The organism is Mesorhizobium sp. M0626 (genome assembly GCF_040320665.1).
GTDB lineage: Bacteria > Pseudomonadota > Alphaproteobacteria > Rhizobiales > Rhizobiaceae > Mesorhizobium.
This window is the reverse complement of the sequence record NZ_JAMYQD010000009.1, coordinates 39,731-52,556: the sequence shown is the minus strand read 5'-3', so window position 1 is coordinate 52,556 and position 12,826 is coordinate 39,731. Positions and strand designations below refer to the sequence as shown.

The 12,826-nt window shown below is 63.7% G+C and carries 11 protein-coding genes; 3 read left to right on the top strand and 8 right to left on the bottom strand.

All coding sequences use genetic code 11. From position 1 onward, the window contains the following. The first annotated feature begins 59 nt into the window (after window positions 1–59). The gene (locus NKI37_RS12825) at window positions 60–2,690 is read left to right on the top strand and encodes a caspase family protein (RefSeq protein WP_352789713.1); all 2,631 of its coding nucleotides are present in this window, start codon (window positions 60–62) and stop codon (window positions 2,688–2,690) included. Between the two features lie 145 nt (window positions 2,691–2,835). Further along, window positions 2,836–5,307 (top strand): DNA topoisomerase (ATP-hydrolyzing) subunit B, encoded by a 2,472-nt coding sequence (gene gyrB, locus NKI37_RS12820; protein WP_352789710.1) that lies wholly within the window; start codon window positions 2,836–2,838, stop codon window positions 5,305–5,307. 36 nt (window positions 5,308–5,343) lie between these two features. On the opposite strand, the gene NKI37_RS12815 is transcribed toward gyrB, so the two are convergent. Next, window positions 5,344–5,787, bottom strand: a complete 444-nt coding sequence (locus NKI37_RS12815; RefSeq protein WP_352789707.1) for a hypothetical protein — start codon at window positions 5,785–5,787, stop codon at window positions 5,344–5,346. 136 nt (window positions 5,788–5,923) lie between these two features. Next, window positions 5,924–6,793 (bottom strand): hypothetical protein, encoded by an 870-nt coding sequence (locus tag NKI37_RS12810; RefSeq protein ID WP_352789704.1) that lies wholly within the window; start codon window positions 6,791–6,793, stop codon window positions 5,924–5,926. Between the two features lie 331 nt (window positions 6,794–7,124). On the opposite strand from NKI37_RS12810, the gene NKI37_RS12805 reads away from it, so the two are divergent. After that, on the top strand, window positions 7,125–8,042 hold the full coding sequence (locus tag NKI37_RS12805) for a membrane protein (protein ID WP_023689227.1): 918 nt from the start codon (window positions 7,125–7,127) through the stop codon (window positions 8,040–8,042). Window positions 8,043–8,134: 92 nt separating this feature from the next. On the opposite strand, the gene NKI37_RS12800 is transcribed toward NKI37_RS12805, so the two are convergent. The 6 genes from NKI37_RS12800 to NKI37_RS12775 form a co-directional block, all read right to left on the bottom strand. Beyond that, window positions 8,135–9,532, bottom strand: a complete 1,398-nt coding sequence (locus NKI37_RS12800) for an NAD(P)(+) transhydrogenase (Re/Si-specific) subunit beta (RefSeq protein ID WP_023671337.1) — start codon at window positions 9,530–9,532, stop codon at window positions 8,135–8,137. Window positions 9,533–9,538: 6 nt separating this feature from the next. Further along, window positions 9,539–9,964, bottom strand: coding sequence for a proton-translocating transhydrogenase family protein (locus tag NKI37_RS12795; RefSeq protein WP_032885960.1), 426 nt, complete (start codon window positions 9,962–9,964; stop codon window positions 9,539–9,541). Beyond that, on the bottom strand, window positions 9,964–11,241 hold the full coding sequence (locus NKI37_RS12790; protein ID WP_023729729.1) for a Re/Si-specific NAD(P)(+) transhydrogenase subunit alpha: 1,278 nt from the start codon (window positions 11,239–11,241) through the stop codon (window positions 9,964–9,966). Before NKI37_RS12790 ends, NKI37_RS12795 begins: the two co-directional genes overlap by 1 nt. Window positions 11,242–11,342: 101 nt before the next feature. After that, window positions 11,343–11,567 carry an aa3-type cytochrome c oxidase subunit IV gene (locus NKI37_RS12785; protein WP_023671340.1) on the bottom strand — a complete coding sequence of 75 codons (225 nt, stop codon included), beginning with the start codon at window positions 11,565–11,567 and terminating at the stop codon, window positions 11,343–11,345. Window positions 11,568–11,732: 165 nt separating this feature from the next. Continuing rightward, window positions 11,733–11,882 carry a DUF3096 domain-containing protein gene (locus tag NKI37_RS12780; RefSeq protein ID WP_352543913.1) on the bottom strand — a complete coding sequence of 50 codons (150 nt, stop codon included), beginning with the start codon at window positions 11,880–11,882 and terminating at the stop codon, window positions 11,733–11,735. A gap of 104 nt (window positions 11,883–11,986) precedes the next feature. After that, window positions 11,987–12,754: an N-acyl amino acid synthase FeeM domain-containing protein gene (locus NKI37_RS12775; protein WP_023671342.1), complete on the bottom strand. Its 768-nt coding sequence runs from the start codon at window positions 12,752–12,754 to the stop codon at window positions 11,987–11,989. Window positions 12,755–12,826: the final 72 nt, after the last annotated feature.

Below are 12,826 nucleotides of genomic sequence, written 5' to 3'. Positions count from 1 at the left end.
TGCTCATGCCATAAAGAGGTGGAATGGTCGGCAGGTGACTGAGCCGGGGGCGGTTCGATTTGCGCCTGTTGTTTGCCTTGCTGTTGATGCTTGCGACCACCGCCACAGCGGTGGCGGAGCGGCGCGTGGCGTTGGTCATTGCCGAGGACGACTACCGGCTGGTGCGGCCGCTGGCCAATCCTGTCAATGACGGCGAGGTGATGGAAGTGGCGCTGAAGAAGCTCGGCTTCGAGGTCGTGGTCGAGACCAATCGTGATCTCAGGCGCATGCGCCGGGCTCTCGACGATTTTCGCGAGGACGCCATGGGCGCCGACGTGGCGCTGGTGTATTTCTCCGGCCATGGCGTCGAAATCTCCGGCGACAACCGTCTTCTGCCGGTCGATGCCGATGCCTCCTCGCTCGACCAGCTGGAGAAGACCAGCCTGCCGCTGGAGGAAGTGCGCGATGCGGTTGCCGCCACGGCGAAGGTCGGGCTGATCGTGCTCGACGCCTGCCGCAGCGATCCGTTCACAGGCGGCAACGGCGACGGGCGTGGCGCCACATCGCTGATCAAGGACCTGGTGGACAAGATCAAGCCGGGCCTCGGACGCGTCGGCAAGGCGGAAAACATCCTGTTCGCCTTTTCGGCGGCGCCCGGCGAGACGGCTGCCGACGGTACCGGTGCGAATTCGCCCTTTACAGCGGCGCTGATCAAATACCTCGGCACCGACGGGCTCGAAATCCGCTCGGTGCTGACGCTGGTGCAGCAGGAGGTCTACGACCTTTCGCGCGGAAAACAGCTGCCCTACGTCGAGAGCGGGCTGCCGAAGCTGTTCTTCGCCTCGGCGGCCAAGGAACAACTGCCGGAGCGCGAGCGGCTGTTGCTTGCCATGGCCGATGTGACGCCGGAAATGCGCGGCGCGGTCGAACGGGTCGCCAGCGATGCCGACATGCCGCTGGCGCCGCTCTATGGCGCGCTGATCAGTTCCGACACCAGCCATCTCTCCGGCGAAAGCCTGGACGCCAAGCTGCGCGAGGCGGCCGACGCCTTCGTCAAGGTGCGCGGCGAGATGAAGACGCTGGCCGCCGACGACCCGCAGGTGACCGAACTGCGCCGCCAGGCCGAGGAACAGTTGGCGCTCGGCGCTTTCGATGGCGCACGCGTGATCCTCGCCAAGGCCGCCGACGTCGACAATGTCTCGCGCCAGGCGTTGAAGGCCAATTTCGTCAGCCGCACCCTGTCCGAAGCCGCGACGCGATTTCTCTCGGGCGGCGCGGCGCGTGCCACCCTGGACTATGCAACCGCCATCAAGGACTATGAAACGGTGCTGGCGCTCTATGGCGAAGCCGGGCAGACCTCGCTCAGCCTGGAACAGGCCGACCGCCAAAGCCGCACGCTGGAAGAGCTCGGCATCCTCTACACAACGGTCGGCAACACCGACGCCGCCAGCCGCGCCTTTGCGGCGCTGGTCGCCAATCTTGAGCAGCGAGCGCGCCAGGAAACCGATCCGAGCGTCAAGCGCGACCTGGCCATCGGCCATATCAAGTTCGCCAACATCAAGATGGCGCAAGGCGATCTGCCGGCCTCCCTGCAAAACTATGAGGCGGCCAGGGACATGTTGCAGGGCCTGACCACAGACGTGCCGGACAAGAAGGACTGGCTCGGCGATCTCGCCATGGCCAATGACAAGATCGGCAATGTGCTGGCCACGCAAGGCGACGTGGGTGCGGCAGCCCAGGCCTACCAGCAAAGCCTGTCCATCAAGCAGCAATTGGCCGATGCCGAGCCGAACAGCGTCTATCTGCTGCGCGACCTGACCATTACCTACGACGAAATCGGCGGTCTTGCCCGCACCGCCGGCCAGCTGGATGGCGCCCAGACTGCATTCGAAGAGAGCCTGAGAATTCGGCTGGCGCTGGCGCAGAACAACCCCGACGACCCCAGGCATCAGCGCGCCGTCTCCGTCAGCTACACAAGGATCGGCGACGTCCTGCGCGAGCGTGGCGACGCTGCGGGCGCGCTCGACGCCTACAACAAGAGCCAAATAATCGCCGAAGCGCTGGTGCGCCGCGACTCAAACGACACCGATTTGAAGCGCGACCTGTCGGTCGGTTACGCCAAGATCGGCAATGCTTACGGCGACCAGAAGGACTGGCCACTCGCGTTGGAGGCCTACCAGCAGGCGCTGGCCACGGCGCGAGACCTTGCCGCCAGCGACCCAGGCAACACCGATTGGCAGCGCGACCTGTCGGTCTGTCTGGAAAAAATTGCCGGCGTGTTTGATGCCCAGGGCGATATCACCGGTGCTTTGCAGAACTACCAGGACAGTCTCGTCATTGCCGACCGGTTGGCAAATCTCGACCCGGGCAATTCCGACTGGCAGCGCGACCTGTCGATCACGTTCGAGGAAATAGGCCTGCTGGAGACCAAGCAGCGCCACTATGAGGGCTCGAAGAAGGCCTTCGAAGCCAGCCTGGCCATCCGCCAGCGGTTGGCCCTGTCCGATCCGGACAATGCGATCTGGCAATTCGATCTGGTACAGGCCTACATCAACTATGCCTATGTGGCGAAGAATCCGAAGGCTGTGTTGTCGCAGGCGCTAGACCTGACGCTGGAGCTTGACCGCACAGGCAAACTGGCGCCGAGGGACAAACCCACGATCAAATATCTGCGCCGTCTTCTGGCCAAATTGAAAGCCGCGAAAAAATAGCCGGCTGCCAGCTCGGGATTCAGCCCTGAAATGCCCGCAAACCTTGGAAAAACCGCCTTTTGCGCCTATATCTAGGACATCAAAGCGGCGTGATTCGAAGCCATTTTTTCGCGCTGAGCATGCGGCATCAATCAGACAGGTTTTCATGAGCGATCAAAGCGACAACGCCAACGGCGCTGAGGCCGAATACGGCGCCGATTCCATCAAGGTTTTGAAGGGGTTGGACGCTGTCCGCAAGCGGCCGGGCATGTATATCGGCGACACCGACGACGGCTCGGGCCTGCATCACATGGTCTATGAGGTGGTCGACAACGCCATCGACGAGGCGCTGGCCGGCCATGCCGACCTGGTCACGGTGACGCTTAATCCCGACGGTTCGGTCACCGTTATCGACAATGGCCGCGGGATTCCGACCGATATTCACACTGGCGAAGGCATTTCGGCGGCCGAAGTGATCATGACGCAGCTGCATGCCGGCGGCAAATTCGACCAGAATTCCTACAAGGTGTCTGGCGGCCTGCACGGCGTCGGCGTCTCGGTGGTCAATGCGCTGTCGGCCTGGCTGAAGCTGAAAATCCGCCGCAACGGCCAGATTTTCGAGATGAGCTTCACGCATGGCAATGCCGATGCGCCGCTCAAGGCCACCGGCAGCTATGAGCAGAACAAGCAGCCCGGCACCTATGAGGGCCGCAGCGGTTCCGAGATCACCTTCTTTCCGTCGTCCGAAACCTTCACCATGGTCGAATTCGACTTCGGCACGCTGGAGCACCGGCTGCGCGAACTCGCCTTCCTGAATTCCGGGGTGCGCATCATTTTGACCGATGCCCGCCATGCCGATCTCGTGCGCCACGAACTGCACTATGATGGCGGCCTGGAAGAGTTCGTCAAATATCTCGACCGGGTCAAGAAACCGCTGATCGACAAGCCGATCGCCATCAAGGCCGAGCGCGACGGCATCACCGTCGAAGTGGCGATGTGGTGGAACGACAGCTACCACGAGAACGTGCTGGCCTTCACCAACAACATCCCGCAGCGCGATGGCGGCACCCATCTGGCCGGCTTCCGTGGCGCGCTGACGCGCCAGATCACCGGCTATGGCGAATCGTCGGGCCTGAACAAGAAGGAAAAGGTGGCGCTGATCGGCGACGACTGCCGCGAAGGCCTGACGGCGGTGCTGTCGGTCAAGGTGCCCGACCCGAAATTCTCCTCGCAGACCAAGGACAAGCTGGTCTCGTCAGAGGTGCGGCCCGTGGTCGAAGGCCTGGTCAACGAGGCGCTTGGCACATGGCTGGAAGAACACCCGACCGAGGGCAAGGTGGTCATCGACAAGGTGATCCAGGCGGCCGCGGCGCGTGAAGCCGCGCGCAAGGCCCGCGACATCACCCGCAAAAGCTCGCTCGGCGTCACCTCTCTGCCCGGCAAGCTTGCCGACTGCCAGGAACGCGACCCGGCGAAATCCGAAATCTTCATCGTCGAGGGTGACTCGGCCGGCGGCTCCGCCAAGGGCGGCCGTTCGCGCCAGAACCAGGCGATCCTGCCGCTGCGCGGCAAGATCCTCAATGTCGAGCGCGCCCGCTTCGACCGCATGCTAGGCTCCGAGATGATCGGCACGCTGATCACCGCGCTCGGCACCTCGATCGGCAAGGACGAGTTCAACGCCGACAAATTGCGCTACCACAAGATCATCCTGATGACCGACGCCGACGTCGACGGCGCCCATATCAGGACCTTGCTGCTCACCTTCTTCTTCCGCCAGATGCCGGAGCTGATCGAGCGCGGCCATCTCTACATCGCCCAGCCGCCGCTCTACAAAGTGACGCGCGGAAAAAGCTCGCAATACATCAAGGACGAGAGCGCCTTCGAGGAATTCCTGATCGGCTCCGGGCTGGAAGAGGCGTCGCTGACGCTTGCCTCCGGCGAGGCGCGGGCCGGACAGGATCTGCGCGGCTCGATCGACGATGCACTGGCAGTACGCCAGCTCATCAACGGGCTGCATACGCGATACAACAGGGGTGTGGTCGAACAGGCGGCGATCGCCGGTGCGCTCAATGCCGATGTGCTGAACGATCTCGGCCGCGCCAACGCCATGGCCGAACGCGTCGCCCAGCGCCTCGACATCATCGCCGAGGACACCGAGCGCGGCTGGACCGGCCGGCTGTCGACCTCCAATGAAGGCGTCGGCGGCTACGTGTTCGAACGCACGGTGCGCAGCGTCAAGGAATTCGCGCAGCTCGATGCCGGGCTGATAAATTCAGCCGACGCACGCCAGCTCGACCGCTATGCTCCGCGCCTCATGGAGGTTTATGGCGAGCCGCCGGTGCTGCGCCGCAAGGATGTCTCCGAAACCATTTCGGGGCCGCTGGCGCTGCTCAACGCGGTGTTTGCGACCGGCCGCAAGGGCCTGACTATGCAGCGCTACAAGGGCCTCGGCGAGATGAACGCCGAGCAGCTCTGGGAAACCACGCTCGACCCGAATGTGCGCTCGCTGCTGCAGGTCAAGGTGAATGACGCAACCGATGCTGACAGCTTGTTCTCGCGGCTGATGGGCGACGAGGTCGAGCCGCGGCGCGAATTCATCCAGGACAATGCGCTGTCGGTGGCCAATCTGGACATTTGATGGCGGGGGCCTTGCCGCCGAAGCTCCACTCCGGGGTCAGGCCTTTGGTTCCAGCTTTCGCCCGAGGTCCACCACGTCGCGCAGCACTTGCAGATGCGAGCGTGGCGCGGAGCCCGACGGCAGGGCGATTTCGACGCCGTTTGCCGTCGATGACCAATAAAGCGTGTGGGTGAAGATACGGCCAAGTGAGCTGCGAAGCTCGACCTGGATGTTCTCCACACCGGGGCCGAAATTTTCCGTCATCGGACCGGAAATCGGATCGCCTGTCGCCCAGCCATTGCCGCGGTCGTAGACGTTCGTCCAGCGCGTTGCCGCAAACACCGCGCCATGATGCACCGCGCGCTGCGCCTTGCCTGCTTGGCTGTGTCCTTCCTGGTAAAGCACGGTGCCGCCGGCGCGCCCGTCATCGGCCATCGGGGGGCAGGCCGAGAACAGGCGCTCGGCAAGGCCACGCCTGAATTCCGCGAGATTGTAGGTCACCAGGAATTCGCTGTGGGAGAGCGGACTGCCAAGCGTGACGAAATCGCTGATCTTCCAGGGCAGCGGGTGGTCGGCGTCCTTGGTCCGAAGCTGCTGGTAGAGCGCCCATTGGCCGCGCCGGAACCCGGCGAGGTCTTCAAGGTTCTTTGGCCACGCTGACCCATCTGAGCCGAGCGTTGCCTTGTCGATGGCGTCGACCGCCGCCAGTTTGGCCTTGTCGCGGACTGCTTCCAGCCTTCGCGGCCGGAACTCGGCCCCACAGGATCTGCAGCAAATCATAGGCGATGATCGACCCAAAGCTGTGCGAGACCAGCACGATGCGGTCGTAAGCATCGTCCTTCATCAGCGTCTTGAGCAACGTCAGGCCTCTGTCGCGGATCAGCGCACGCTTCTCGATCGTCGCCGCCTCGGCGCGCACATAAGCTGCGACGTCACCGAAATAGGGCAGGGCGAACTGATCCACCGCCCAGATGACAAAAGAAGCGAGGGTGGTGATCATCAGGCCGGTCGTCAAGGTAACGGCCTGTTGCCAGACCGATGTTGCCAGCACGAGTGCTGCGCCCAGAATGACGATAACGATCAGAAGTGTGGCGACGTAAAGCTTGCGGGCGTCGGGCGGAATGTCGGCGGGCTTGCGCCACAACAGGTTCGTCACCCAGGCGGCCAGCCGGCCGCGCGTCGTGCCTTGCGTGATGTCGGCCCAATAAAGCTCGTAGAAATCGGTACGGCGGCCATCGACGTCGTAGGGCGTGGTGATGCGGCGCAGCTCGTGTGACTTGGTCCGGCTGTCGGGCGTGATCCAGCTCTGGTTGATCGTGGCGCCGGAAACGTCCGGATCGGGAATCTGGGCGTAGGGTGGAGCACGGGTGGGATCGCTGCTCCAGACCGCCTGGACGAATCCCCTCAGCGTACCCATCGGCCGCTGCTCGCCCATGCCGTGCACGATCACCACCGCCTGGCTGGGCTGCGCCTTTTTGTAAGCCAGCGATGCGACAGTCTTGGGCATCAGCGTCTCCGTTGACGACATCCGACGGCGGGATCGCTCATGCTACCCCCGGCTCACCGAGCCAACAATACACGGCAGCCCATGTGGAACTCCGTGAACCAATCCACAGTTTCGCAGTCGTGCCTCGGGCCGCGCGGAAAATAGTTCCGTTCCCGGTAAGCAAATCATTTCATTGCTCCTCGGAACGGAAATCGCTCAGGAACATTGTGACGACATCGATCAATTTCTCGCAGGGAGGCTCTTTATGGGACGCGGTATTTTGCTCTGGTTGCTCGGTATTCCGATCCCGATCATCATTCTCATCATGCTGTTCGTACGGTAGGAGGCGTCGATGCAGTCCACCGTATCGGCTGTCGACGTATCTGCTTCAACAGAATCCTCCGCCACGGCCGTCAGCTGGGGGCCCATCATCGCCGGCGCCTTCGCGGCCTCGACGCTGACCTTCATCCTCATGCTGCTCGGCTCAGGACTGGGGCTGACCATGGTCTCGCCATGGTCCGGCGCCAGTGCCTCGCTGACCACCTTCGCGGTGTCCGGCGCGATCTGGCTCATCATCGTGCAATGGCTGTCCTCCGGGGTCGGTGGCTATCTTGCCGGACGCCTGCGCACCAAATGGGTCGGCATCCACACCGACGAGGTCTATTTCCGTGACACCGCGCACGGCCTCCTCGCCTGGGCGCTGGCGACATTGCTGGTCGTCGGCATTCTCGGGTCGGCGCTGTCGGCAGTGCTTGGTTCAGGCGTGCAGGCGGCTTCTACTGTTGCCTCAGGCGCCGCCATGGGTGCTTCGGCCGGCGCGTCCGCCAATGCGGGCAGCGCACCGGCCGACAATGCAACGTCCTATCTTGTGGATACGCTGTTCCGTCCGGCTGATGCCGCCAGGCTCGCGGCGGCCAATCCGGACAGCGATGCGGCTGCGGCCGGGCAGGCTTCGCGCATCCTCATCGCCAGTGCGGCGGCAGGCGAAATTTCGGCTGACGACAAGACCTATCTGTCGCAGCTGGTCGCCGCCCGCACCGGGCTTTCCGAGGCTGACGCCAAGGCGCGTGTCGACGCCCTGGTGGCCAGGGTCGAGGACGCCAAGGTCAAGGCCAAGCAGGCCGCCGACGCCGCACGGAAAGGCAGCGCCACCTTCGCACTGCTTGGCGCCCTGTCGCTGGTTATCGGCGCCTTCATCGCCAGCGCTGCGGCAGCACTGGGCGGCAGGCAGCGCGACGACGAGGAAGCGGTTTTCCTGACCAGCCGCTGAACCGGTCTTCAACATCAAAAAGCCCGGTCGAACCGGGCTTTTTTGTTTCCGATGATGGACCGACAACCTTCCAGTGGAAGGTTGCGGCGGGGTCAGTGATCCATGGCCTTGACGATTTCCTCGGTCATCTTCTTGGCGTCGCCGAGCAGCATCATGGTGCCGTCCTTGTAGAACAGCGTGTTGTCGATGCCGGCGTAGCCCGAGCCGAGCGAGCGCTTGACGAACAGGCAGGTGCGGGCCTTGTCGACGTCGAGGATCGGCATACCGTAGATCGGCGACGACTTGTCGTCGCGGGCGGACGGATTGGTGACGTCATTGGCGCCGATGACATAGGCGACATCGGCCTGCGCGAACTCGGAGTTGATGTCTTCCAGTTCGAACACTTCGTCATAGGGAACATTGGCTTCGGCGAGCAGCACGTTCATATGGCCGGGCATGCGGCCGGCCACGGGGTGGATGGCGTATTTGACGTCGACGCCATTGGCCTTGAGCTTGTCGGCCATTTCGCGCAGCGCGTGCTGGGCCTGGGCGACCGCCATGCCGTAGCCCGGCACGATGATGACCTTCTGTGCGTTCATCATCAGATAGGCAGCGTCGTCGGCCGAGCCCTGCTTGACCGTGCGTTCGATGCCGTCGTCGGCAACCGCCGCGGTCTCGCCGCCGAAGCCGCCGAGGATGACCGAGATGAACGACCGGTTCATGCCCTTGCACATGATGTAGGACAGGATGGCGCCGGACGAGCCGACCAGCGCGCCGGTGATGATCAACGCCAGATTGCCAAGCGTGAAGCCGAGTGCCGCGGCGGCCCAGCCGGAATAGGAATTCAGCATCGAGACGACGACCGGCATGTCGGCGCCGCCGATCGGGATGATCAAGAGGACGCCGAGCGCCAGCGACGCCGCGACGATCAGCCAGAACACCAGCTTGGCCTCGGTGGTGACCAGAAGCACGATCAGCACGATCAGCGCGATGCCGAGGACCGCGTTGATGATGTGACGGCCGCCGATCATGATCGGCTTGCCCGACATGCGGCCATCGAGCTTGAGGAAGGCGATGACGGAGCCGGTGAAGGTGATGGCGCCGATGGCAACGCCAAGGCTCATCTCGATCAACGCCTGGGCGTGGATGTCGCCATTCGTGCCGATGCCGAAACTTTCCGGCGCGTAGATGGCGGCTGCCGCTACCATGACGGCGGCAAGGCCGACCAGCGAGTGGAAGGCGGCAACCAGCTGCGGCATCGAAGTCATGGCGATGCGGCGCGCGGTAACGGCGCCGACGCCGCCGCCGATGGCCAGACCAAGCACGATCAGGCCGAAGCGCCCGGCGGACGGAGTCGCCAGCGCCAGCGTGGTGGCAATGGCAATGCCCATGCCGATCATGCCGTAGAGATTGCCTTGGCGGCTGGTGGTCGGATGCGACAGGCCGCGCAGCGCCATGATGAACAGGACGCCGGAGACCAGGTAGAGGAAGGACGCGAAGTTGGCGTTCATGGCTCTCTACCGGTCCTTCTTCTTGTACATGGCCAGCATGCGCTGGGTGACCAGGAAGCCGCCAAAGATGTTGACCGAGACCAGCATCAGCGCGACGAAGCCGAAGCCGGTGGCAATGCCGGAGGCCGAGATGCCGACGGCCAGCAGCGCGCCGACGACGATGACCGAGGAGATGGCGTTGGTGACCGCCATCAGCGGCGTGTGCAGCGCCGGCGTCACCGACCAGACGACGTAGTATCCGACGAAGATCGCAAGTACGAAGATGGCGAAGCGGAAGACGAAGGGATCGATGGCGCCGCCGGACAGTGCGTGCGCGGCATCGCCCGCCGCATCGGCGCCACCGGGCGCGTTGGCCAGGTTCTGCACAGCCAGCCGGACGGCGGCACTTGCCTGGTCGAGCTGATCGAGGGCTTTCTGCAAGGTCTGATCCATCACGCGATCCCCTTCGGCTTGGCGGCGGACTTGCCGGCAGTGGCTTTGTCGGACGCCTTTTTCGGTGCAGCCTTCTTCGGCGTGGCATCAGCCACCATGGTCTCCGCCGGAATGGCCGCCGGTTCGACATGGGGCTGTTCCGCCGCCTTGGCGAAGGCCGGATGCACCACGCGGCCAGCGTCGGTCAGCATCGTCGCCTTGACCAGATCGTCTTCGCGGTTGATGGCGAGCGTCTTGCTGGTCTTGTCGACCAGCGTCTCGAGGAAGGCGAACAGGTTCCTGGCGTAGAGCAGCGAGGCCGATGCGGCGACGCGGCCGGGCACGTTGAGGTGGCCGACGACCTTAACGTTGTTGGCCGTCGTCACCACCTGACCCGCAACCGCGCCTTCGACATTGCCGCCGCGCTCGACGGCGAGGTCGACGATCACCGAACCCGGCTTCATCGAGGCGACCATCGCCGCCGACACCAGCTTCGGCGCCGGCCGGCCGGGGATCAGCGCCGTGGTGATGACGATGTCCTGCTTGGCGATGTGCTCAGCGGTGAGCGCTGCCTGCTTGGCCTGGTACTCCTTCGACATTTCCTTGGCGTAGCCGCCGGCGGTCTCGGCCGCCTTGAACTCCTCGTCCTCGACGGCGAGGAACTTTGCGCCAAGCGACGCCACCTGTTCCTTAGCGGCGGGGCGAACGTCGGTGGCGGTGACGACGGCGCCGAGGCGGCGCGCCGTGGCGATCGCCTGCAGGCCGGCGACGCCGACGCCCATGATGAAGATCTTCGCCGCCGGCACAGTGCCGGCCGCCGTCATCATCATCGGCAACGCCCGGTCATACTCCGATGCGCCGTCAATCACGGCCTGGTAGCCGGCGAGATTGGCCTGCGACGACAGCACATCCATCGACTGGGCGCGGGTGATGCGCGGCATGAATTCCATCGAGAAGGCGGTGACCCCAGCCTCGGCAAGCGCCGCGACCGCGGCATCATTGCCGTAGGGATCCATGATGGCGATGACCGCCGCACCCGATTTGTAGTCCTTCAACTCGGCGTCGGTCGGCCGGCGCACCTTCAGCACCACATCCGCCCGGCTCGCATCCGAAGCCTTGCCGATCGCGGCACCCGCCTTGGCGAACTCCTCATCGGGGATGCGCGACCTGGTGCCGGCGCCCGTCTCGACGGTGACGTCGAAGCCCAGCGCCGCCAGCCGCTTCACGGTATCGGGCGAGGCCGCGACACGAGGCTCGCTGGCATCGAGCTCGCGAGGGATGAAAACCGTCTGTCCCACCGCATGATCCTTTCGGCTGGAACCTGTTTGCGCAAGAGTGCGGCTTTGCGAAAGAGTGCGGCCGGATGTCCGGCTACGCCCTTGGCAAGGGTCTGAAGAGACTATCGGAGAATGAAGGCGCCGAGGGCGAGGATCAGCACGAACAGGATGGTCGCGGAGAAGAAGCCGCCTGCGAAGAAGCCGAAAGCCATTGCCAGGAGCAGGGCGCCGCAGAACAGCGAGCCGTATTTGGCCAGCGCCAGAAAGCCATGATAGGTGCGGTCATGTTCGGCATAGTCCATCTTCGCGCCCAGTTCGACAGGACCGGTCGGCGTGTGATCAGCCATAGGAATACCCCTTCGAAGACATCTTTGAGGCACATAGCGAAAAGCCGGGCCAAGAGCAATGGCGCTATTGCCGCACGACCAGTGACAACAGCCTCAAAGGAATGTTGAAAGCCGGCGGCATGGGCTTGTCGCCGGCCTGGCGTCGAACGTTGAGGGTTTTGCGTTTCAACCAGCCAGATGCGGGAACAGCCCGAGCAGTCCGACGACGATCAGATAGAGCGCGACGATGTAGTTCAGCAGCCGCGGCATCACCAGGATCAGCACGCCGGCAATCAGCGAGATCAGCGGGGTCAGTGCTAGCTCGGGAATATGCATGTCGGTTCCTTTCTATGGCCGCGTCGGGGTCGTGACGTCCAGAACGCGGAAGCGGCCGGAAAGCTCCTCGCACCGGGCGCTAAAGTGCGCCGGTTTTGCCGACATTACGCTGCTTCGCGAAAATATTTGGCGGTGGGCAGGATGGTCAGCGGCGCGAGCTCGCCGGCCGGCGCCTTGGCAAACAGCATACGCCGCTCCAGCGCCGTCGACTGGAAGAAGGGAAAGCGCTCCAGCGTCGGGGCCATGTTCTGCTCGCAGATCGATTCATAGAAGAAGATCGGCATGGTGAAGGGCGGGTAGAGGCGCGGCTCGCCGACCTGCACCGATCCGAAGATGCGATGGTAGAAGGCCGTGTGCTCCTCGCGGATCATCGAAATGCAGCTGGTGGCGTTGAAGAAGGTGTTGGCGATAACCGCGAGCCGCAGCGTGACATAGGGCAGGGCGCGGTTGGCCGACGACATTTGCGGATCGATCGCCAACCGGCTCGGGTCGATGAAGGTTTCACCGCGCGCCAGCCGCAGCAGCAGCCGGTCGCCGAAAACGGTCATGATCGGCGCTTCGGGGGTCTCACGGGTTAAATGGTGGAGCCTGACGGTGCTGACCAGCTCGCCATCCATGAAGACGCCGAAACAGTAGCAATTGCGCACTTCGTCAAGGTGATCGACGAGCTTCTGTTCGGTAATGGTATCAAGCAGGCCGTGTGTATGAAAGGCCTTGTAGCGCAGCCGGTAGACCGCTTCGAGATCCTCGCCGCTTTCGCAGCGCCGGTATTCGACACGCTCGAGGACGTCGAGGACGTTGCGGGCGAACAAGGAAGGCGGGCCAGATTTGACTGCCGCACCCGAAAGCACACCTGACTGATGCGTGTCCATTACTTCCCCTCGTACCGCCGCAGGAGAACAATACCGGACGACCGAAGGAACAAGAAGATGAAACTCTAATCG